Below are 20278 nucleotides of genomic sequence, written 5' to 3' on the forward strand. Positions count from 1 at the left end.
CGTGGAAGGGGTTTTGTGATGGGTGAGGACATGATCGAGCGGGACACGTTGATTGATGCTTCGGTGGAGCGGGTGTGGTCGTTGGTGTCGGCACCGGGTTTCTGGGTGGCTGATCCGGAGAGCGTCAAGGGCACTACCGCTGTGGAGGGTGAGTCGATGGTGGCGAGGAATCCGGAGCATGGTGAGTTTCCGGTGCGCGTGGTGACGGTGCGGCCGATGTCGTATGTGGCGTACCGGTGGGCTCCTGCGTTTCCTGGTGCTGAGTTGACGGATGGCAACAGCACGCTGGTGGAGTTCACGTTGTCGGCGGAGGGTGACAAGACTCGGCTGACGGTGGTGGAGAGCGGGCTCGCTGCGTTGGCGGTGTCGGAGGAGGTGCGTGCCAGGACGGTGGAGAATCTTTCGGCGGGTTGGCCGCAGGTTCTCGGCGCGGCGAAGAAGCACGTGGAAGAGTCGACTGTGTGAAGGCGGAACCTGATGACGACGGGGCGGCGGATGTCGGCAGTGTGCTCGGTGCGTTGGCCGATCCGACCCGTCGCCGTCTGCTAGATCTGCTGGCGGCGCACGATGCGGTTACCGCGACGGCGCTTGCCGAGTGGTTGCCTGTGTCACGGCAGGCGATCGTGAAGCACCTTGCCGTGCTGGATGCTGCCGGGCTTGTGGTCGGCAGCCGGGTGGGGCGTGAAGTGAGGTATTCGTTGCGGCCGGCAGGTCTGGATGCGACGACGCGGTGGATGTCTTCGCTGGCGGCGGACTGGGACCGGCGGTTGGCGGCGGTCAAGCGTGTCGCCGAGGCGGCGGAACGTGATTCCACCTAGCACCCGCACGCACGTAGTACATGGACGCACTGTCTGTAAGGCCTGGACTCGCGCGTAGTGCCTGGGTGCGTGGTCTGTCGCGCCTGGACGTCATGTGGCGATGGTGTGTGTGGCTTGTCCGTACCTGGATTTCGAGTAGCGCGTGGATACGTGGTGCGGCGATATCGCTGCTGCCGCGACCTGTGATGACACGACGAAGGAGATTCGACATGGCGACGTTGAAGCCTGGAAGCATGTTGCTCGGTACGACCCGTCCTGCGGAGTTGCGGGAGTGGTACATCAGGGCGCTGGCGCCGGAGTTCACCGGTGACGGTGCGATCGATCTGGGTGGTTTCCTGCTGGTCGTCGACGGGCGTGAGGACGTCGAGGCGAAGAACGAGCAGCCGGGCCGCGTGATCATCAACTTCCACGTCGAGGACTTCGGCGCGATGGAGGCCCAGCTGAACGCGGCGGGCGTGGAGTGGGTGTCGGTCGAGGACCGGGAGAAGGGCAAGTTCGGGACGTTCGCCGACCCGGACGGGAACTACCTGCAGATCATCGAGTGGAAGTAAGGGACGCCTGAGAGCAGGCTGGCCCCGCCCGTCGTGTTCGGCCCGATCGGGCCTGGTGTGTGCGTCCGGGCGGGGCGGCCGTCGGGACAGGCGGCGGCTTCGTCGTGGGCCCGATCAGCTTCGCCGCAACCGGTTCCAGGCCGAGCCCGGCGGCGAGCTGCCGGCAGTTCATTGTCTGGCCACCCGACCGGGACCGGCCGCCCACGATCTCCATGACCCGCTGATAGTTGGGCGCCAGCACCGCCGGGTCGAGCCCATCGCGCACACCGGCACCACCGAGCGGGGCACGGCGCCCGCGATCGCCACGGGCCGCACTTCGGACAGGGCACCCGGCGCCTCCGCATCTTCGCGCGGCTCCGCCAGGACCTGACTGACCGTCTCACAGGCGATCACGAACCGCTCCAACACGGCCTCCGCCGCCAGCAGTTCGACCTGAAGGGCCTCCACCCGCTGCCGGACAGCCCGCTCCCGCTCCTCCAGCAAGCCCATCACCGACGGCATCCGGCACCCCCACCACAGAGACGACACGACACGCCATCCCTGCCACCGGGCCACCGATCTCATACCTGACCAGCAGAAACGCAACGACCGCCCCCGGTCCCGGTGCCGTCGCCACAAGCGGCGCACCGGGACCGTGCTGTCCTCTCTGCGGCGACGGCAGAGACTCCCTGAGCCGCACTCATCTGCTCCGTCACCGCGCTGGGTAACAGCAAGGACTACCAGCTGATCGCCGTCCACATCGGCGAGTGCGTGGACGTCAGCGAGAAGCGCTGAACGGCAGGACCCAGATCTGGCACCTCCAGGGCAAGGGCTGACCTGCGGTCCCTCCTCAGGACGTGGCCGACCGGGTCAGCCCGTAGCCGGGCCCAGCAGGGCGTCGCAGTAGGCGTTGCCGAACTTCCCGGCGGGGTCCAGCTGCTTCCGCAGGGCCAGGAAGTCCGGCAGCCGCTCGTAGTGGGCGGTGGCCTCGGCGGTGGGGGAGACCGAGACCTTGCCCCAGTGCGGGCGGGCCCCCAGTGCCAGCAACTCCCGTTCCACGGTGGCGAGGACGGGCGTCACCGCGTCCAAGTCCGGCTTCCAGGTGAAGTGGAAGGCGACCGAGTCGCGGCCGTAGGAGGGGCTGAGCCACAGGGCGTCGGCGGCCACCGTGCGCACTTCGGAAATCAGCAGCAGCGGCGCGAGCCGGGAGCCGTGCCTGCGCAGGACGGCGACCGCTTCGGCTGCGGCGGCGCGGGGCAGCAGGAACTCCGACTGCAGCTCCGCGCCGCTGCTCGGGGTGAACTCCGGGCGGAAGTGCGCCAGTCGCTCATGCCACGGGCCCGGCACGCCGAGTTGGGCGGTGCAGTTCTCGGGCGGCATGCCCGGGACCGGGTGCTGGGGCGTCTCCGCGGGCCGGGCGCCGGGGATGCGGGCGAGGGGTTCGCCGTCCTTCTGCTTGACCCAGACCCGCCCGGTGTCGGAGCCCCAGTCGGTGAAGAGGCTGACGCTGTAGCCGCAGGCGTGGATCTCGTCCAGGTGTTCGGCGTAGTCGGCCAGCGCGAGATCAAGGTACACCTGCTGGCGCAGCCCGAAGGTCGGGCGTAGTGCCAGGACGAGGCTGGTGACGATACCGAGGGCGCCGAGGCCGACCACGGCGCCCTCGGTCCGGTCGCCGGTGAGCGTGGACAACTCGCCGTCAGGGCCCATCAGTTGCAGGCCAGTGACGGCTGCGGCGAGGGACGGGTTGGCGTCGCCCGAACCGTGGGTACCGGTGGCGCAGGCGCCGGCCACCGAGATGTGGGGCAGAGACGCGAGGTTGCCGAGCGCGTACCCGGCGGAGTGGAGGTGCGCGGCGAGTTCGGCGTAGCGCGTCGCGGCGGAGACGGTCACGGTGTCGCCGCTGATCTCGATGCGGGTGGGCAGCCGATCCAGCAGCACCAGGTCGCCGGTGGTGTCCGCGACGGTGCTGAACGAGTGACCGCTGCCCAGGGCGCGGACGCGGTCGCTCGTGCGGACCAGCTCCTGCAGCTCCTCGACGCTCCGGGGCCGGTGCACGGCTCGCGCGGCGAAGTTGAGGTTGCCCGCCCAGTTGGTCAACGCGCCTTTGGTGGTGCTCATGGCTGTCTCGGCCTCTCGTGGTCGTGTCGCGGACGCCACCGCGCCCCTCGTCCTGGCGTGGTGTCCGATGGTCGACCGAACTGTTCGTTATGGCGCAGAACAAATTAGCCCGCCAGGGTGCCGGAAGGAAGACCTGGATCGGTGAGGAGGGGCACGGGAAGCGGCCGACCGGCACCGGGACGGTTCGGTGTCAGCCGGCCGGTGCGGGCTGGGAGGGTTAGCTGACCTGCGAAGACGTATGGAGGTAGCCATCTACACGCCTGGCATAGGGCGGGCCCATGCTCGACCGGGCAACGGCTTTGCAAGGGCAGGAGAGTCCCACCGTGCTTCTTGTCGTACCGGATCGCGTTTTTGGGCCGGTGAGGGGCCCAGCTGGAATGGATCGTGGCATGACAGGTCCCCGCGCAGCCCCCTCTACGCTCTCGGCATGCAGCGCAGTGATGTCACGCGGGACGACGGCACGTGGATGGGCCTGTCCCTGGAAGTACAGGGTCGCCGGCAGCCGGGGCTGTGCGTGTTCAGCGCGGGGCCGCACCTGCTGGTCTCCCAGCTGTCGCGGCCTGTGCTGCTCGCCGTTGTCGACGAGCATCTCCAGGGCGTGGACTTCTGGCGCACCGATGAGTACCGCTCGTTCGTCCCGCCGTTGCGCGCCGATGCGGGGCGCGCCCTGGCGGGCAGCCCGCAACGGTGGGCTCACCGCTTCGCGCGGTACCTCGGCGCCTCGGACAGCCCGCTGCACGAGGGCCGGTGGCTGCTCTCGTGCGAGAGTTCGTTCCGGCGCTGGCGCCCTGCTGACACCTCGCAGGCCGAGTACTGGAGTTCGATGCTCGTCGACGGTCATCCGGCCGGATACCTCGACTGGTTCCTCCATTCCTGTGGGTGGGAGGTCCTGGCGCTGCGGCCGATGCCCGATTCCGGCGACAGTCGGGTCAAGGCGTACCGCAAGCAGGCCCGTGACGGGACGCTTCCACCCGTCCTGCTGTGGTGGGTCAGTGGCCTCGACTGCCATCTGATCCTGGACGGTCACGCGCGGCTCGCTGCGGCGATCGCCGAGTCCGTCGAGCCTCCACTGCTGCAGTTGCACCGCACGATGGCGCACGATGACCTGGCCGCGCGCACGGGTGAGGCCGCGGGCCTCTACGAGTACGAGCTGGCTCGTTTCGCCGGACTCCGCGCCATCCACGGCCCCACCGTCCCGGACGGTGCTGCTACCGCCGGCCCGCAGCTCGCCCGCCTCCTCCACGGCCTGGACACCGCGCGACAACCGACCTGGGCCTGGCCCCTGCCCGGCGGGGAGGACCAGTGGCGTCGTCTCACACGTGAGGTGACAGCCGGTCAGGACTGGCCGCCTGCCTGAGCTGCGTGAAAGACACAGGTCATCAGAATTGAGGGTGGGCCGTCGGAGCCGGCGTACATCGGGCGGGTGGTGCCGGTCGCGATGTTGTAGTGGGGGGCTTACGGCTATGCGTCGGGTTCGGTTGGGGGGATGTCCTCGGTGTTCGGGTGTGCTTCGGGAGATTCCTCGGGCTCTGCGTTGTCGTCACGGTTTCGTCGGCCGGGTTGGGTGGCCGGGATTCGCTGGGTGAAGAACAGGGCGACGGTTGCGGCGAGAGCGAGGATGGCGAGGGCGGCGCGCAGGCCGTCGAGCCGGGCGGCGGAGTTCACGTCGAGCGCGGCCTGGGACAATTCCGCGCTGGTGCCCGCTTCTTCGAGGGTGGTCCGGAGCTGGGCGTCCGACAGGAAGGGCACGCCGCTTGCGAGTTCGACGCTCGCCTGGCTCTTGACCTCGGCGGGGATGGCCGGGTTCTGCTCGACACCGGTCAGGAACGAGGTCGTCATAGCGGCGATCAGGATCGACCCGGCGAGTGCCGTGCCGATCGAGGCGCCGAGGTTGGTGACGGCGTTCTGGACGCCGCCGACCTCCGCGCTCTGCTCGTCCGGCACCGCGGATACGGTGACCGAGCCGAGCTGGGAGGCCAGCGCACCCATGCCCAGGCCGATCAGCAGCAGCGGGATCGTGACGATCTCCGCTCCCGCGTCCGCGTCGAGCGCGGCCATCAGGACCACCGCCCCCGCGAGCAGCGCGAGGATCCCGGCCCGTACCACCCGTCGCGGCGAGACGTCCGGGAGCAGGCGCGGGACCAGGACTGCCGCGGCCAGCAGTGTCAGCGAGAGGGGCAGGATGCAGACGCCGGTCTTGAGCGCGGACAGGCCGAGGGCGACCGACAGGTAGAGCGGTACGACGAAGAAGACGCCCATCTGCACGAGGTACTGGAAGAAGAACATCGTCAGACCGCCGGTGAGCTGCCGGTTCCGCAGCAGCGCCGGGTTCACCAGCGGCTCCTTGCGCTGCTTCACGAGGTGGCTTTCCCAGCGCAGGAAGAGCCAGATCAGGAGCAGGCCTGCCAGCATCAGCCACACGACCAGCGAGACTCCGAGCCAGGAGGGGGCGTCGGGTTTCGGCTGGAACCAGCCCCACTCGTCCGAGCGCAGGACGCCGTAGACGAAGACCCCGAGCCCGAGAGCGGAGAGCACGCAGCCGACGAGATCGATCCGGGGGCGGGCGTCAGCCGGAGCGTCGGCGATTCGGCGGGCGAGCACCAGGATGCCGAGCACCATCACGACCTCGCCGGCGAAGACCCACCGCCAGGAGAAGAACGTGGTCGCGACGCCACCGATGAGCGGCCCGACCGCGATCGCCACGGCTCCGGCGGCCGTGACGAGCCCGTAGGCGGCGGGCCGGCGTTCCGGGCCGAAGTTGCCGGCCACCAGGGCGACGATCGCGGGCAGGATGAGCGCCGCTCCGATCCCCTCCAGGAACGACCAGCCGAACAGGAGCACCGGCAGGTTCGGGGCGAGCGCGGTCGTCAGGGATCCGCAGCCGTAGACGACACAGCCGATCATGAACGCACGCTTGCGGCCGATGAGCACGCCGACCTTGCCACCGGGGATCATGAACATCGCCATCACGAGGGTGTAGGCGGTGATCGCGCCCTGGACCCCGATCACCGTCGTACCCACGTCCTCGGCCACCGTCGCGATCGAGACGTTCATGACGGAGCTGTCGAGCGCCATCAGGAACTGTCCCGCCGCGAGTGCGAGCAGGACCACCCGCCCCCCGGCCGAACTCTTCGAAGTGCCTGCAGCAGGTCCCATGGGCGGTATCGTCCCAGCGGCCGCGCGGGGCGGCTCCTCGACCCGCCGCAGGGTCAGCCGGTTGACGCAGAGACGCTGATGGCGGTACCCGAGAACGGCCCTGGCCGGATCACCTACCGGCACGCCCGGCGCCGTTGTTCGCCACAATTCTCCGATGCACAGCGGATATCGGGCCCGGCGCGCGCACGTAACGTAATTGCCGCTGGCGCGGGCAATTCTGGGCAAGTCGACATGGTGCAGGAGAATTCTGCGTACCCCACCGGTGCCCGGCTTCCGGGAGGCGGATTCGGCAGGCGGCCAGCGCCGGTGAACTCCCAGGCCAGGGCCCACTGTCAGTGCTTCCTCATATTATGGGAGCAACGTTGGAGGGGGCGCCGAAAATGGCGCCGGAAGAGTGTCGAAAAAGGGGCGGAACCATGTCTGCTGACAGGATCAAGCACAAGGTCAACCACGTCTCGCTCGTGGTCGACAATTCCGGCTCGATGCGCAAGCACGAGGCGCAGCTTGTTCGCGTGGTGGACGAGTTCGTCAAGGGCCTTCAGGAGGAATCCGACCGGCTCGGCCACGAGACCCGCGTCAGCCTCTACGCTTTCGATCACGAAGTGAAGAACCTGGTCTGGGACATGGACGTCAAGCACCTGCCGTCCCTGCGGGGCCTCTACCGGGTCGACAACGGCGCGACGGCGCTGATCGAGGCGGCCGTGAAGTCCGTCGAGGACCTGAAGAACATCTGGGAAGGGTACGGGGAGCACTCCTTCCTCCAGGTCGTCGTCACCGACGGCGAGGAGAACGCCTCGGGTTTCTCGGAGACCGGCCAGATGCACATCCGAATGGGCGGAGGGAAGGGCACCGCCGTCCTGGGCACGTGGCTGGGCCGCATCCAGGGGGCCATGGACCACCTTCCGGACCACTGGACCTCGGCGATCCTGGTCCCCAACTCCCTGGCCAAGCGCACCGCCCAGGAGTACGGCTTCCCCGCCGGCAACATCGCGATCTGGGACGCGGACTCCAGCAAGGGCGTCGAGGAGGCCATCGGCACCGTCAAGTCGGCCGCCACCAGCTTCCTGCGCGGCCGCGAACAGGGCGTACGCGGCACCAGGAACCTGTTCGCGATGGGCCAGGACCTGAGCACTGCCGACGTGAAGGCCAGCCTCGATGCCCTGGACACCGGCAAGTACATCCTGGTCCCGGTCGACGAGCAGGCGCAGATCCGCGACTTCGTCACCCGCTCCGGGCACGCGTACAAGAGCGGCTGCGCCTTCTACGAGCTGTCCAAGCGCGAGAAGATCCAGGGCGGCAAGCAGCTCGCGGTGGCGGAGAAGGACCCGGCCACCGGCCGGATGACGGGCAGGGTGTTCTCGGGTCCGGCAGCCCGTCGGCTGCTCGGCCTGCCGGACGCGGAGGCCACGGTGAAGCCGGGCGACAACCCGGCGTACACCGTGTTCGTCCAGTCGACCTCCGTCAACCGGAAGCTGGTCCCGGGTACCAAGCTGCTCGTCATGCTGTAGTCGGGAACCGCGACCCGCCCTGCCCGCCCGGTATACGAGAACGACGAGCACGGTTGGGTAGATGGGCGCGATCGGGGCGTTGCCGATCACCGTGCCGGCGACCGAGAAGCCGACCAGCTGGGGCTGCCAGGTGGGGCTGTTGGGCGTGGCCGACCCGTACACGCGCACCTGGTTGCCGGTCACCTCTATGCAGGCCCTGGTCAGCAGGTACCCGGGCGCGCCCGGGGCACCGCAGGTCACAACGGCGCCAATCGGGCCGAAGGCGGGCGCGGCGGCGGCGTCCTGAACGATGGCCAGTGCGCCCAGGGTCGCGGCAGCGGCCACGACAGCGGCAAGTCTCTTCATGAATGTCTCCGTCACCCGGTGCCCTCACCGGGAACGGCGAGAGCAATATGAAATGTCACATTGCCAGGATCTTGGCAGAGCCCCTGACCGTGGCACCGGGTTCCGCCGCGCAGAGCGATCTTCTGCCGGTATCAGCTGCCGAATGGCCTGAATGACCTGTCGGTGATCGCGCAAGTACCGGCCGGGCAAGGCGGCGCAGCAGTCCTGGACGCGCCGCCGCCCACCACGCCTGCCGCCCCGCCCCGGGGACAGGCCGCGTGGGGTCAGGCTTGCGCGTTGCCGGGGCGCAGCCCCGGGGCGTCGGTGACGGCGCGCTTGAGGACGGCGGTGTTCGCGGTGACGGTGCCGGGCGCGACCCCGGGGGCCTCGGTGACCTGGACGCTGCGCTCGCCCAGGAAGGCGTAGGAGGCGCGGTCGAAGATGATCTCGTCGCGGGAGCCGGTGGCGGTGTTGGTACGGGCGATGGCGATGCCGGTGCGCCCGGAGGCGTCGGTGGCGCTGTCGAGCAGGACGACACCGGGGATGCGGGCGGCGGCCTGGTAGAGGGCGGCGGCGAGCTTGCCGGGGACGGCCTGTTCGCGGATCAGGTCGGCGATGGTGACGAACGCCTCCTGGTCCGGTCCGGTGCCGGCTCCCTTGGTCTCGGTGTAGATCTTCTGCAGCAGCTCCTGCGGGTCGGTGGACAGGGTGCGGAGGTAGTCGTAGGAAGGGCTGTTCAGGAAGCTGCCGGTGCCCGAATCGAGTGTCACGCCCCCTTCCGGGGTCTTGCCGTCCTCGACGAGCCGGCCGGTGCGGCCGTCGGCCGAGTGCCACACCTGCCGCCGGTGGGGCTTGTCGACCCACGTCGTCGATGCGCCGCTGTCGGCGTCGACGGAGCTCGCGAGGTAGGAGACGGTGCTCTCGATGTAGACGTACTGGCCCGGGCGCAGGACCAGGTCGGGCGCGGCCTGGGCGGCCAGGGAGATCCGCTCCACCGCGCCGACCAGGCCATCGGCGGAGCCGGCCGCGACCTGGACGACCGGTGCCGCCACGCGCCCGCCCCGTACGGGATCCGTCCCCGGGCTGCCGAGCGTGGTGACCGCCACGGTGGCGGCGAGGGTGAAGGCCGCCAGCGTGGTGGGTACGGCGATCAGCAGCCGGCGACGGCTCCTGGCCGCCGGGCGGTCCGGTGCTGCGGTTTCGGGGGTGCGGGTGATCTCGCTCATCAGGAACTCCTCGATCTGGCGTTGCCGGCCGGGCGGGACGGCCGGTGCTGCGGCCGCGGGCAGCAGGTGCCTCAGCTCCGTGTCGTCGAGCGGCTGCCGCCGCTGCGGGGTGCTGGTCATCTGGTCCACTCCTTGTCCGACCGGGCCGGAACCATCCGGCCACCTGGTACTTGTCCGGCCGCCCGCAGGGGTTCCCGACGGGTTTTCGCGGCCTGCCACAGTTCCTTCTCCGCCAGCGCGCGCAGCCGGGTGCGGGCCCGGGAGAGCCTGGAGCGCACGGTGCCCACCGGGATGCCGAGCGCCGCGGCAGCCTCGGGATAGCTGAGGCCGGCCCACACGCACAGCGAGAACACCTCGCGCTCCCCGCGGCGGAGTTTCTCCAACGCCGACTTGGCGGCCAGCAGCTGCTCGTGGTCGGCGAGGCGGCCGACCAGCTCGCCGGCGAAGTCCGGGGCGGGTTCGGGGGGTGGCATACGGGCGAGGGCGGCCGCGTGCCGGCGGGCGGCCCGGGCCCGGTTGCGCAGCACGTTGACGGTGATGCCCATCAGCCAGGGGCGGGGAGTGCTCCCCTCGTCGCGGAGCTTCTCCCGCAGACGCCAGGCCTCGAGGAAGACCACCGCCATGACGTCCTCCGCGCCGGCCCGGTCACCGCTCACCCGGACCGCGTGCGACAGGACCGCCCGCGAGTGCTCCTGGAACAACTGCCGGAAGGCGCCAGGGTCCCCGGCTCTGATCCGTTCGTGCATCGAAAAGTCCACGCCTGTGGGTTGTCCGGGCAGTACGGGTCAGTTCCCGTGACCCGCGTCACAGGCATGCCCCGGGCAGCCCCGCCACCCGCCCCGGGGCACATGCGGGGCGGGCCCCCAAGAGGGCCGGCCGGCGGCTGCGGTCCAAAGGGACGGCCGGCGACCACACCCGAGCCCGCCCTGCCCCGCATACCTCACAACCGACGCCACCTTGGCCGCGCCCGCCCCGTTGCGCGGCAGCCGCCTGCCCGGCCGCCGCGACCGGCACCCGGGGCCGGACCGGTGTTGGAGATCAGGGTGCTGCCACCGGGATCCCGGTTCGCTGCCCAGCTGCGGTTCTGGGTCAACGGCGAGGACGTGGTGGGAGGCGCAGTCGACGAGGGAGGTCGCGGGCCCTACGCGGCTGATGCTCTGCCTGTCGAGCGTCCGAGCCCCCTATGGGGGACCAGCGAGGCGCGGCGCGTGGAGCTGGGAGAACCCGAGTGCACCGGCGGTTGTTGCGGGTTCCTGTCTGTGGTCGTGCAGCGGTTCGGAGACATCGTGCGGTGGTCGGAGTGGGAGGTTCCATACGCCCCGCGTTTCTGCCACTGGAGTTCCATTTCGACGCGGACCAGTACGACGCCGAAATGGCCCGCGTTGAGGTGAATCGATGGTGGCAGGCCCATACGTAGCCCAGCGCGGCGCAGCCAGCCGCCTGGCTGACGGATCAGGTGAGCGCGTTCATGTGTACCGGCTGAGCACTTACCCGTGTACGCCGACACCCGGCAGCTCGAAGGTCGGCGGGAGCGGCCCGTGCGTGCCGGACGGCAGCCGGGGCGGGGTCAGGCGCAGGCCCGGGCGGGCGGCACCACACGGTCGGCCCCGGGGTCGTACCCGGGCACCGGCCGTCCGTGGCCGCCGTCGGCCGTCATGGTCCGGGCCTGCCCAGCCGGCGGCCGGTCACGCTCAGGAAGCCGCAGAGGACGTCGACGCCTTCCTGGCCCTGCAGCTCACGGAGGCCGATGCCGAAGCCGGTCCCCGGGGCGCAGGCCACGTACACGTCCGGCAGCGCGCCCGTCAGTCCGGACCGAAGAGGCTCCTGACGTTGTCCCACGGGCGATCCGGCATCCCGCCGTGCTGCCCGCCTGCTCGTCGAATTGACCAACCATCAAGCAGGCGATGAGCGCTCTGACCAGGTGGTTTGCGAGGCATACATGTGCGCGACGTGGCCCGGCGTTCGCCGCCGCGCCACCAGGGTCTTGGGTCAATGACCACCCGTTTGGCGCAGAGTGCCGCTCCGTCGGCTGGATGATGGAGCGGCACTTCCGATGCCGGAGCCACGCTATGAGGATGCTGGGCCGGCACCGTTCTGGTCCTCAGCGAGAGTGTCGGCGACACCCGTATCGACGTGTACGTACCGTCGTCACCAGCTATGGCGAGATCATCTCAGCCGTCACCGCTTCAGGTGTTGGCCCGCGCGGCCCTCACGACGCTGACGCCGCCAGAGGCCTGCTTCCTAGAGAGCCAGCGAGCGCGTCGCTCTGGGAGCAGCCACTGCGTGCCCCGGGCGTCGGCGAAGAGGAGTGAGAAGCGCTCAGCGGCCCTACCCGGCCAGGTAGGGCGGGAGCCGGCGCCCATCCGCAGGACGTACACCAGCCGACCGGCGTCACCGGAGACCGGGCCGAAGTAGGCCGGGCCGGCCGGTAGGGAGACTGACCCGCAGTCTCGCCGCAGGCGATCTCTGCCTCACTCATCGCTGGGCTGTCGGCCGGTGGGGGCGGGGGTGTGCGGCGGCTGGTGAGGGAGGAGCACGGCGGCGGTGAGGCCGATGAGTCCGACGACTGCCAGGGTGATCATGGCGGCGGCGTAGGCGTGGCTGGTGAGGCCGGCGACGAGGATGGTGCCGGCGATTGCGGTGCCGAGGGAGGAGCCGAGGTTGGAGACGCTGCGGGACAGGCCGGAGATCTCGCCCTGCTGGTCCTCGGTGAAGCTCGACTGGACGATGTTGACGGACGGGGTGAGCATCACGCCGAGTCCGAGGCCGATCAGCAGCAGTCCGGGCGCGAAGGCCCAGGGGCTGGGGGAACCACCGACCACGACGATCAGGACGACGATGCCGGTGATCGTGGTGGCGAATCCCGTGAGGATGAGGGTGCGCTGGGCGTGCCGCTTGGCGAGGCGTTCGGCTGCGAGGGAGGACACGAGGATTCCGAGGGTGGCCGCGGTGAAGATCACTCCGGTCTGGATCGCGTCGTAGCCGCGGACGACCTGCAGGTAGGAGGCCACCGTGAAGGACACCCCCATCAGGAGCAGCCACTGGGTGTTCTGGGTGACGAGCCCGAGGTTGGAGATACGGATGCGGAACAGGCTGGTGGAGAGCAGCGGTTCCTTGCCTGCGCGTTCCCTGGCACGGACCCAGCGGAAGAAGGCGAACAGGAAGAGCGCGCCGAGGACGAGGAGCGCGACCATCAGCCAGCCGTTGTCGTCGGCGGCCAGGATGCCGGTGACGACCAGGATGAGGCCGACGGCGGACAGGACGGTGCCGACGGTGTCGAACGGGCGGGTCGGGTCCGGCGGGAGGGGGTCCTCGATGCGGCGGCTGAGGACGATGATCACGACGATCACGAGGGCCTGGAACACGAAGGCGGCCCGCCAGCTGAGTGCCGAGGTGATGAGTCCGCCGATCAGCGGGCCGGCCGCGGCGCCGATGCCTCCGAGCGCCATGATCGTTCCGAATGCGCGGGCGCGTGAGGTCATGTCCGTGAAGAGCAGCGTGGTGAGGATGTAGACGGGCGGGATGAGCAGGGCCGTGCCGACGCCTTCGAGGATCGAGTTGCCCAGGATGAGGACGCCCAGGCCCGGTGCGGCGGCGCTGAGGAGTGCGCCGACGCCGTAGATGACGAGGCCGGTGAGCAGGCACCGTTTGCGGCCGTAGCGGTCGGTCAGTTTGCCGCCGGGGATCATCAGGGCGGCCATCACGAGCAGGAAGATCGTGATGGCGACCTGGACGCCCTGCACGGTGGTGTCGAGGTCCTCGCTGATGTCGTTGATCATCACGTTCATGTTGGAGCCGGCGAAGCTGCAGATGAACTGGGCGAGGGCGAGCGGGGCGATGACCCGCCGCAGGGCGGCAGGGGTGGCCGGAGCGGGATCAGCCATCGGTGCCGCCACGTTCCGCCTTGTCGAGCTGCTCGTCGAGGGCGATGGCCGCAGCCACCAGGGCGAGGTGCGTGAACGCCTGGGGGAAGTTGCCGATCTGTTCGCCGGACGGGCCGATCTCCTCGGCGAACAGGCCGACGTGGTTGGCGTAGGTCAGCATCTTGTCGAAGGCGTAGCGGGCCTGGTGGAGGCGGCCCGAGCGGGCCAGTGCCTCGACGTAGAGGAAGCTGCAGAGGTTGAAGGTGCCCTCGGAGCCGCGCAATCCGTCCGGGGACGCCTCGGGGTTGTACCGGTAGACAAGGCTGTCGCTGACGAGCTCCTGCTCCATGGCGTCCAGGGTGCTGAGCCAGGCCGGGTCCGTGGGAGAGAGGAATCCGACGCGGGGCATCAGCAGAAGGGAAGCGTCCAGGACGTCCGTGGCGTAGTGCTGGACGAACGCCTGCCGCTGCTCGTTCCAGCCGCGTTCGACGATCTGCCGGAACACGGCGTCGCGCGCCTGCGCCCAGCGGGCGGTGTCGGCGGGCCGGGAGTGAAGGGTCGCGAGTTTGATGCCGCGGTCGAAGGCGACCCAGGTCATGAGGCGGCTGTAGGTGAATTCCTGCTGCCCGCCGCGGGTCTCCCAGATGCCCTCGTCGGGCCGGTCCCAGTGGTCGGCGAGCCAGTCCAGGACGTCGGCGAACGTCTTCCAGCCGCGGATTCCTCCCATCTCGCCGGCCTGGGCCAGGGCGTCGGCGGCCTCGCCGTAGATGTCGAGCTGGATCTGGTCGGCGGCCGCGTTGCCCGCCCGTACGGGGGCCGAGCCCTCGTAGCCCTCCAGGTGGTCCAGGACTTCCTCGGTCAGGTGGGGGTCCCCGTCGATGCGGTACATGATCTGAAGGGGCTCCCCCGAGGCGGCGCCGCCGGCCTCCAGGCGATCGCGCAGCCATCGGCGGAAGGCCGCGGCCTCCTCGATGAACCCGAGATCGGACAACGCCCTGACCGCCAGGGAGGAGTCACGGACCCACGTGTAGCGGTAGTCCCAGTTGCGTTCGCCGCCGATCTGCTCGGGCAGCCCCATGGTGGCGGCGGCGATCGGAGCACCGGTGGGGGCGTAGGTGAGCAGTTTGAGGGTGATCGCGGAGCGGTTGACGATGTCGCGCCACCGGCCGCGGTAGGTGGAGGAGCGCAACCACCTGTGCCAGAACGTCCGGCACGCCTCCAGCTCCGCCCGGATGTCCTCGGGAACCAGCTCCGCCGGGGCCGCGGCGCCGCTCGCATCGGAGGTCAGGACCACGGCGGCGGTCTGCCCGGCGGTGAGACTGCAGCGGGCGGTGAGGTCGTCGTCATCGGGGTGGAGCACGAAGGGGCCGGTGACCTGTAGGTGCAGGTCGGTGCCGGGGCCGTGGAAGACCGCGGCCGCCTCGCCGGTCCGCTCCAGGGTGTGCGAGGCGCGGCCGTAGTCGAACCGCGGCCGGCAGGTCAGGCGGAAGTCCATGCTGCCCCGCACCACCCTCACCACCCTCACCAGGCGGTGCCGGTCCGTCGGGGTCCCGGTGGTCAGGGGAGTCATGAAGTCGGCGACCTCGCCGACGCCGCCCGGCGCCATGAAGCGGGTGACCAGGACAGCGGTATCGGAGAGGTAGAGCTGGCGGACCACCGGCTCCTGCCCGCCGGGGAGGTGCGCGGCCAGTCGGCAGTAACCCCCGCGTTCGCTGTCGAGCAGTGATGCGAACACGCTGGGCGAATCGAACCGGGGCGTGCACCACCAGTCGATCGTCCCGTCGGAGGACACCAACGCGGCCGTCTGGAGGTCACCGACCATCCCGTGGTCGGCGATCGCCGGGTAGGCGCTCATAGAATCTCCCGTCGTCGTTGGAACCGTCACGGCGTCCGACGCCCGGACGGGAACGTCGGGGTGCGCCCTCGTGGAACGTCCAGCCCGAGAGACCCGGACTCGCGACCCAACACGGGCTTGCTTGTTCGGCCGGCCGATCACACAGCCATACGAGATGCGACTCCGACAGCGCCTACACCAAGACCCTCAGGCGCAGTGGCTGCCGGGGGCGTACTGATCACGGCCATCCCCGGTCGGCCTGGCCCGCTACCGGCTGCTCGCCGCCCGCCTGCCGGCCGGTGACGTGGGCGGCTACAGGGGCGACCTGTTCCCGGGCACGACAGCCCGCGGCGGTGGCGGCGCGGTGGACGCCCAGCCCGCCCGGCTGTGCGAGATCGCCGCCGAGCGCGGCCGCAACACCGTCCGCCGGATCACCGCCGACGACAGCTACCGGGCCTGCTCCAAGGACGACCAGGCCGCCACCGGCACCATGTCCGTCACCTACGACACGGCACCGCAGCCCTGACCCGCAGGGCTCCGCGCCCCACCCAGGGCTTCCCCTGCTTTCCGGGAGCGGGAGGTGTCCGAGGCACCGGGGGTGTCCGGGCGGCCCTTTGGGCTTGCGGTGCTGGTGGCGCGGCGTGTCAACCTGCGATGTTGCAGGTTCCAGCGGTGATCGGGGCAGGTGATGATCAGCGCTCACGGTGCCACAACGGCACTGCGTATCAGCGTTCTCGAAAGGCTCGACGCGCGTCTTCGTACAACTGGCCGCTTCGCCCTGAGCACGGTGCAGCGGCCGGTGATTGACGGTACGTCCGGCAGGGGCCGCCGCCGCGCCGCTCCGGGCGGCACCGGGTAGCAGCCATCGGGCTCGGCAGTCTCGCCGCCTACGCCGAACCGGCGCCCGGTGCTGACGCGCCGATGTAGTGTCTCCCCGGCCGCAGCCGGGGCTGACGTGCCATCAACGGGGGGTAACAGTGGACATCCGGATCGACTACGTGGTGACGCAGGAGGACCTCGCCGAGGCGGTCCGGAGCAACGTGGTGAGGAGCCCGGTGCAGCGTCGGCTGCTCGTCGGCTTCTGGACGGCGGTCGCCGTCTTCGGTGCGTTCGGCCCGTGGGGGTTCACGGTGGTGGCGCTGGCCGGGCTGGCGATGATCTGGTCGGCGCCGATTGCGTACCGCAAGCTGGCACTGACGGCCGCCCGGCGGTTCAGCGGCGAGACCTCTGTGCGGATCACCGGCGACGGGCTCGCGTACGCGGCGGGCACCGCCCGGTACGAGATCCCCTGGACTTCGGTGACGCGGGTGACGGACAACCCGCTGGCCTGGGCGGTGGCCAGCAGCCTCAAGACCGACGGCCGGGTGCCGATGGGCGCGACCATCCTGAAGGCCGGGTTCACGCCGGAGCAGCAGGTGGGGTTCGAGTCCTTCCTGGCCACCGATTCCCGACTGGCCTCGAAGGTCCGCGGCCCGGTGAAGGCCCGCTTCGCCTGAGTACCCACCGCAGCCCGACGCTCTGCCGGCGCGGGCGCGAGGACGGCGACCACGAGTCCGGCACAGCACCGGCCAAGGGCCACGCGCCCGCCCTGCGACGACATCCGGAGCCGGCCGCCGGCACTGACGAAAGATGCGGGAGCCCCGCCTCCCGGACACCGGGGGCGGGGCTCGCAGCAGCGCGCGGGTGACGCCCGCGCGGGTGAGGGCTAGCCGAAGCCGCGGGCGTCCTGCTTCAGCGCGGTGTCCACGGTCAGCGCGGTCGCCACGACCAGGCTGAGCAGCGGGTCGGCGAGCGGGCGGTGGATCTGCAGCACGTAGTTGTCGGCCGTGGTGAACATCGTCTTCGCCAGGCCCTCCCAGGTCTTGGTGACCCGGGCGATCTCGGTGTCCGTCTCGTCGACGATGGAGAAGTTCCAGGCCCGCCAGTTCTCCGCCTTGACGGCGCCGACCTTCTGCCCGCCGACCTCCAGTGCGAAGTTGATCTTCCCGATGGCGTTCTGCTGGACGATCTGGCCGACCTCCTGGCCGTCCGGACGCTGCACGATCACCCGCGACTTGATGAACTTCGCCGGGCGGGTCAGCCGCAGCACCGCGACCCCCTGGGCGTCGCGGATCTCCAGCTTGTGGGTCAGGTACTGGTCGATGGAGAAGAACAGCCGCACCAGCTTGCGCAGACCGCTCTGGCCCACCTGCACCACCGAACCCAGCGTGGCACCCTGCTGGTCGAAGACCGCGTACTCGTTGGTCAGCTCGATCAGCTTGGCCTTCTGGTTCACCACCAGGACCGGCTCGGAGAAGAGCGTGCCGCCGCCACCGGAGACCGGCCCGACGCCAGCCTGCTGCTGGACCTGGCGCTGCACCTTGGCGGAGTCGCCGGCCGGAGCGGCCGACTGCCCGGGGATACCCGGGGTGTTCGTGTTCTGGGACATGGCGGGCAGGTTAGGGCCAACCCTCCGCACACCGCCAGATCGTTTCGAACCTCCCAGGTCCCTTCGGGGCGTCAGTTGTCGCTGCGCCCTGAGGGTTTGGGTGCTACTGGTAGGAGTTGCCCCATATCTGGCGGCCGGGATGTGGCTGACCTCACAGCGGCTTCCGGTGTCGAAACCCGACGGCGAGCACCGCCCGGTATCGGCACGGGTGCTCCGGGGGCATCGGTGAGGTGCTAGAAATCCCTCGTGGACGATCACCCCCAGCCCTCGGCCCTGCGCGTCTTCGTGGCGCTGGCCCCGCCCGACGACGCCAAGGACGAACTGGCCCAGGCCCTGCAGCCCGCCTACGCCAGGTACCCGCAACTGCGGTGGAACCGGATCGAGGACTGGCACATCACCCTGGCGTTCCTCGGCGAACTCCCCTCCACCGCAGCCCTGTCACTGCAACCGGCGCTCGCCGCCCTGGCAGCCTCGCACCCCGCTCCGCACCTGGGCCTGCGCGGCGGCGGTCACTTCGACGAGCGACTGCTCTGGAGCGGTATCGACGGAGACCTGGACGGACTGCACCTGCTCGCCACCGACGTCCGGAACGTGGTCAGGTCCTGCGGGATCGAGTTCAACGAGCGTCCGCTGCGCCCCCATCTGACCCTGGCACGCTCCCGGCGCGACGACCCCGCCAGCGTGCCGCAGGCCGCCGCCGGACTCACCGAGTTCGTGGGCCGGCCGTGGCGCGCCGAACGCCTCCACCTGGTCGGCGGCGCCGTCGGCCGTGGCCCCGGCCCGATCCGCTACCGCGACATCGAGGCGTGGCGGCTCGGCACCGCCCCCGGGCCCGTGGGCGGCAACGGTCCCAAGGGGCCGTAGCTGCCCGGCGGTTCCCGGCCCCGGTGAACGTGCTCCGCACCGTGCGACCTGCCGAGATCCGCGGACCAGAACCTAGTCGGAGGCCGGTGCGAACCGTGCCAGTGCGGTCCAATCCAACGGTCGCACGATGTCGGCCAGCCGACCTAAGGGGTCCTCGCCGGGCTGTTGGAACCACAGCACCGACAGCTCGCCATGGCCGGGCCCGGTCGTCTCGTCGGGGCACCAGGGCCCGGTCAGCCGGGCACAAACCTGGGCCCGTGGCAGCCAGGTGTCGACCCGCGCGGCCGCGTCAGCCCGGATGCCGTCCAGGTCGTGGATGTACAGAGCGGAGGCACCTGCGAGCTGTTTCTCCAACTGCCTGATCCTGAAGCGGCGATGCAGGTGAGGCGTTCCCTCGAGCATCCCTTCGAGGTCGTCCCACATGCGCAGCTCGCGCAACTCGGCGCGGATCGCCCCCACCTGATACGTACGCAGCTCAAGTTCCCCAGTCACAGCGCGCAGCCTAACGACGGCGGGTCCTGCCGACGAACGCAATTCGCTCGCCCGTCCGACATGGTCGGACCGGGCGGAACCGATGCCTTCCCGATCCGCCCGTGCCGCGAGGGCGGGATCGAGCGGGCGGAGAAGGTCGTGGACTACCGCGTGAGCTACCTGCCGCTGCGCTTCACATGCGTCCGCAGCACCGGGGGCGGCTACACCGTCGCCGTCCCCGGGTACGTCAACCCGCTGGCGGGCATCCTTGCGCTCAACGCCGCCACCTGCGGCATCCGCGCCGCCGCAGCGGCGCGACGCACCGGCCGCAGGCAGTCGCCGGCCCGGACCCCCTGCATCGAATGAAGCCACAGGCTGGTGGCCAAGCCGCTGACCATCGCCGAGGTGATGCTCCGGCCATGGGGCGCCCTGGCCCTGACGGCTTGTCAGCTGGACGGTGTCATTCGAAGGGTGTGGGGTCGCCGGCCCCGCGTCGGACGATCTCCGCTGCGCCGCCGGAGAAGTCGACGACCGTCGTCGGGACCGTACCGCAGTCGCCGGAGTCCATCACGGCGTCCAGCACGTGGTCGAGTCGCTCCTTGATCTCCCATCCCTGGGTCATCGGCTCGTCCTCTCCGGGCAGGAGCAGGGTGCTGGAGACGAGGGGCTCGCCGAGTTCGGCGAGCAGGGCCCGGGTGACGACGTGGTCGGGGATCCGGACCCCCACGGTCTTCTTCTTCGGGTGCATCAGACGGCGCGGGACCTCCTTGGTGGCGGGGAGGATGAAGGTGTAGCTGCCCGGTGTCGCTGCCTTGATGGCCCGGAAGACGGAGTTGTCGATGTGGACGAACTGCCCCAGCTGGGCGAAGTTCTCGCACATCAGGGTGAAGTGGTGGTGGTCGTCGAGGCGTCGGATCGACCGGATCCGTTCGAGGCCCTCTTGGTTGCCCATACGGCAGCCCAGAGCGAAACAGGAGTCGGTCGGGTACGCGATGAGGGCCCCGGAACGGAGGCTGTCGGCCACCGTTCCGATGGTGCGGGCCTGGGGAGTCTGCGGGTGCACGTCGAAGTACTTCGCCATTGGCCGACTCTACGGGATCCGCCCGCCCGTCCTGCGCCGCACGACACGGGCCGCTCA

General features: G+C 70.1%; 21 protein-coding genes. 10 read left to right on the forward strand and 11 right to left on the reverse strand.

The window, feature by feature from the left end; genetic code table 11:
* The first annotated feature begins 18 nt into the window (after positions 1–18).
* From ACXJMZ_RS28090 to ACXJMZ_RS28100, 3 genes are all read left to right on the forward strand, one after another.
* Entirely contained in the window at positions 19–465 is a 447-nt protein-coding gene (locus ACXJMZ_RS28090) for an SRPBCC domain-containing protein (RefSeq protein ID WP_457032836.1), read from the forward strand.
* Positions 462–818 (forward strand): ArsR/SmtB family transcription factor, encoded by a 357-nt coding sequence (locus ACXJMZ_RS28095; RefSeq protein ID WP_457032837.1) that lies wholly within the window; start codon positions 462–464, stop codon positions 816–818. The genes ACXJMZ_RS28090 and ACXJMZ_RS28095 overlap by 4 nt, the downstream gene beginning before the upstream one ends.
* A 209-nt stretch (positions 819–1027) precedes the next feature.
* Positions 1028–1369: a VOC family protein gene (locus ACXJMZ_RS28100; protein ID WP_457032838.1), complete on the forward strand. Its 342-nt coding sequence runs from the start codon at positions 1028–1030 to the stop codon at positions 1367–1369.
* A gap of 168 nt (positions 1370–1537) precedes the next feature.
* On the opposite strand, the gene ACXJMZ_RS28105 is transcribed toward ACXJMZ_RS28100, so the two are convergent.
* Complete coding sequence (locus ACXJMZ_RS28105) at positions 1538–1897, reverse strand: hypothetical protein (RefSeq protein ID WP_457032839.1); 360 nt, start codon at positions 1895–1897, stop codon at positions 1538–1540.
* A gap of 321 nt (positions 1898–2218) precedes the next feature.
* A complete protein-coding gene (locus ACXJMZ_RS28110; RefSeq protein WP_457032840.1) occupies positions 2219–3466 on the reverse strand; it encodes an FAD-binding protein in 1248 nt (415 codons plus the stop codon).
* Positions 3467–3893: 427 nt separating this feature from the next.
* On the opposite strand from ACXJMZ_RS28110, the gene ACXJMZ_RS28115 reads away from it, so the two are divergent.
* Entirely contained in the window at positions 3894–4823 is a 930-nt protein-coding gene (locus ACXJMZ_RS28115; protein WP_457032841.1) for a hypothetical protein, read from the forward strand.
* A 104-nt stretch (positions 4824–4927) separates the two neighbouring features.
* Here the strand turns inward: ACXJMZ_RS28115 and ACXJMZ_RS28120 are convergent, their stop codons facing one another.
* A complete protein-coding gene (locus ACXJMZ_RS28120) occupies positions 4928–6622 on the reverse strand; it encodes an MFS transporter (RefSeq protein ID WP_457032842.1) in 1695 nt (564 codons plus the stop codon).
* Positions 6623–7038: 416 nt separating this feature from the next.
* On the opposite strand from ACXJMZ_RS28120, the gene ACXJMZ_RS28125 reads away from it, so the two are divergent.
* Complete coding sequence (locus ACXJMZ_RS28125) at positions 7039–8130, forward strand: vWA domain-containing protein (RefSeq protein WP_457032843.1); 1092 nt, start codon at positions 7039–7041, stop codon at positions 8128–8130.
* Positions 8131–8191: 61 nt separating this feature from the next.
* The gene (locus tag ACXJMZ_RS28130) at positions 8192–8416 is read left to right on the forward strand and encodes a hypothetical protein (RefSeq protein ID WP_457032844.1); all 225 of its coding nucleotides are present in this window, start codon (positions 8192–8194) and stop codon (positions 8414–8416) included.
* A gap of 322 nt (positions 8417–8738) precedes the next feature.
* Here the strand turns inward: ACXJMZ_RS28130 and ACXJMZ_RS28135 are convergent, their stop codons facing one another.
* The 5 genes from ACXJMZ_RS28135 to ACXJMZ_RS28155 all read right to left on the reverse strand — a co-directional run bounded on the left by ACXJMZ_RS28135 (position 8739) and on the right by ACXJMZ_RS28155 (position 15398).
* A complete protein-coding gene (locus ACXJMZ_RS28135) occupies positions 8739–9800 on the reverse strand; it encodes a CU044_5270 family protein (protein WP_457032845.1) in 1062 nt (353 codons plus the stop codon).
* On the reverse strand, positions 9797–10426 hold the full coding sequence (locus tag ACXJMZ_RS28140; RefSeq protein ID WP_457032846.1) for an RNA polymerase sigma factor: 630 nt from the start codon (positions 10424–10426) through the stop codon (positions 9797–9799). Before ACXJMZ_RS28140 ends, ACXJMZ_RS28135 begins: the two co-directional genes overlap by 4 nt.
* 907 nt (positions 10427–11333) lie before the next feature.
* A complete protein-coding gene (locus ACXJMZ_RS28145; RefSeq protein ID WP_457032847.1) occupies positions 11334–11519 on the reverse strand; it encodes a hypothetical protein in 186 nt (61 codons plus the stop codon).
* A 632-nt stretch (positions 11520–12151) separates the two neighbouring features.
* Positions 12152–13564 (reverse strand): MFS transporter, encoded by a 1413-nt coding sequence (locus ACXJMZ_RS28150; protein ID WP_457032848.1) that lies wholly within the window; start codon positions 13562–13564, stop codon positions 12152–12154.
* The gene (locus tag ACXJMZ_RS28155) at positions 13557–15398 is read right to left on the reverse strand and encodes a glycoside hydrolase family 15 protein (protein ID WP_457032849.1); all 1842 of its coding nucleotides are present in this window, start codon (positions 15396–15398) and stop codon (positions 13557–13559) included. The genes ACXJMZ_RS28150 and ACXJMZ_RS28155 overlap by 8 nt, the downstream gene beginning before the upstream one ends.
* 283 nt (positions 15399–15681) lie before the next feature.
* Between ACXJMZ_RS28155 and ACXJMZ_RS28160 the strand changes: the two genes are divergently transcribed.
* Together ACXJMZ_RS28160 and ACXJMZ_RS28165 are read left to right on the forward strand one after the other, a co-directional pair.
* Positions 15682–15903 (forward strand): hypothetical protein, encoded by a 222-nt coding sequence (locus tag ACXJMZ_RS28160; RefSeq protein WP_457032850.1) that lies wholly within the window; start codon positions 15682–15684, stop codon positions 15901–15903.
* A gap of 451 nt (positions 15904–16354) precedes the next feature.
* Positions 16355–16873: a YcxB family protein gene (locus ACXJMZ_RS28165; protein ID WP_457032851.1), complete on the forward strand. Its 519-nt coding sequence runs from the start codon at positions 16355–16357 to the stop codon at positions 16871–16873.
* 209 nt (positions 16874–17082) lie between these two features.
* Here the strand turns inward: ACXJMZ_RS28165 and ACXJMZ_RS28170 are convergent, their stop codons facing one another.
* Entirely contained in the window at positions 17083–17835 is a 753-nt protein-coding gene (locus tag ACXJMZ_RS28170; protein ID WP_457032852.1) for an LURP-one-related/scramblase family protein, read from the reverse strand.
* Positions 17836–18051: 216 nt separating this feature from the next.
* Here ACXJMZ_RS28170 and thpR point away from each other — a divergent pair, with 216 nt between their 5' ends.
* Complete coding sequence (thpR, locus tag ACXJMZ_RS28175) at positions 18052–18669, forward strand: RNA 2',3'-cyclic phosphodiesterase (RefSeq protein ID WP_457032853.1); 618 nt, start codon at positions 18052–18054, stop codon at positions 18667–18669.
* A gap of 72 nt (positions 18670–18741) precedes the next feature.
* Here the strand turns inward: thpR and ACXJMZ_RS28180 are convergent, their stop codons facing one another.
* On the reverse strand, positions 18742–19161 hold the full coding sequence (locus ACXJMZ_RS28180; protein ID WP_457032854.1) for a hypothetical protein: 420 nt from the start codon (positions 19159–19161) through the stop codon (positions 18742–18744).
* Positions 19162–19299: 138 nt separating this feature from the next.
* Here ACXJMZ_RS28180 and ACXJMZ_RS28185 point away from each other — a divergent pair, with 138 nt between their 5' ends.
* Positions 19300–19506, forward strand: coding sequence for a hypothetical protein (locus ACXJMZ_RS28185; protein ID WP_457032855.1), 207 nt, complete (start codon positions 19300–19302; stop codon positions 19504–19506).
* A gap of 94 nt (positions 19507–19600) precedes the next feature.
* Here ACXJMZ_RS28185 and ACXJMZ_RS28190 read toward each other — a convergent pair whose 3' ends face one another.
* Complete coding sequence (locus tag ACXJMZ_RS28190; RefSeq protein ID WP_457032856.1) at positions 19601–20221, reverse strand: L-threonylcarbamoyladenylate synthase; 621 nt, start codon at positions 20219–20221, stop codon at positions 19601–19603.
* Between the last annotated feature and the right edge of the window lie 57 nt (positions 20222–20278).

The sequence above is a fragment of the Kitasatospora sp. P5_F3 genome, from assembly GCF_054049135.1.

Excerpts from the sequence above, each read along its gene's own strand:
- ACXJMZ_RS28100 (WP_457032838.1), top strand. The coding sequence starts at position 1,028 with ATGGCGACGTTGAAGCCTGGAAGCATGTTGCTCGGTACGACCCGTCCT.
- ACXJMZ_RS28135 (WP_457032845.1), bottom strand. The coding sequence starts at position 9,800 with ATGACCAGCACCCCGCAGCGGCGGCAGCCGCTCGACGACACGGAGCTG.
- ACXJMZ_RS28150 (WP_457032848.1), bottom strand. The coding sequence starts at position 13,564 with ATGGCTGATCCCGCTCCGGCCACCCCTGCCGCCCTGCGGCGGGTCATC.
- ACXJMZ_RS28130 (WP_457032844.1), top strand. The coding sequence starts at position 8,192 with ATGGGCGCGATCGGGGCGTTGCCGATCACCGTGCCGGCGACCGAGAAG.
- ACXJMZ_RS28110 (WP_457032840.1), bottom strand. The coding sequence starts at position 3,466 with ATGAGCACCACCAAAGGCGCGTTGACCAACTGGGCGGGCAACCTCAAC.
- ACXJMZ_RS28140 (WP_457032846.1), bottom strand. The coding sequence starts at position 10,426 with ATGCACGAACGGATCAGAGCCGGGGACCCTGGCGCCTTCCGGCAGTTG.
- ACXJMZ_RS28090 (WP_457032836.1), top strand. The coding sequence starts at position 19 with ATGGGTGAGGACATGATCGAGCGGGACACGTTGATTGATGCTTCGGTG.
- ACXJMZ_RS28190 (WP_457032856.1), bottom strand. The coding sequence starts at position 20,221 with ATGGCGAAGTACTTCGACGTGCACCCGCAGACTCCCCAGGCCCGCACC.
- ACXJMZ_RS28115 (WP_457032841.1), top strand. The coding sequence starts at position 3,894 with ATGCAGCGCAGTGATGTCACGCGGGACGACGGCACGTGGATGGGCCTG.
- ACXJMZ_RS28120 (WP_457032842.1), bottom strand. The coding sequence starts at position 6,622 with ATGGGACCTGCTGCAGGCACTTCGAAGAGTTCGGCCGGGGGGCGGGTG.
- ACXJMZ_RS28155 (WP_457032849.1), bottom strand. The coding sequence starts at position 15,398 with ATGAGCGCCTACCCGGCGATCGCCGACCACGGGATGGTCGGTGACCTC.
- ACXJMZ_RS28125 (WP_457032843.1), top strand. The coding sequence starts at position 7,039 with ATGTCTGCTGACAGGATCAAGCACAAGGTCAACCACGTCTCGCTCGTG.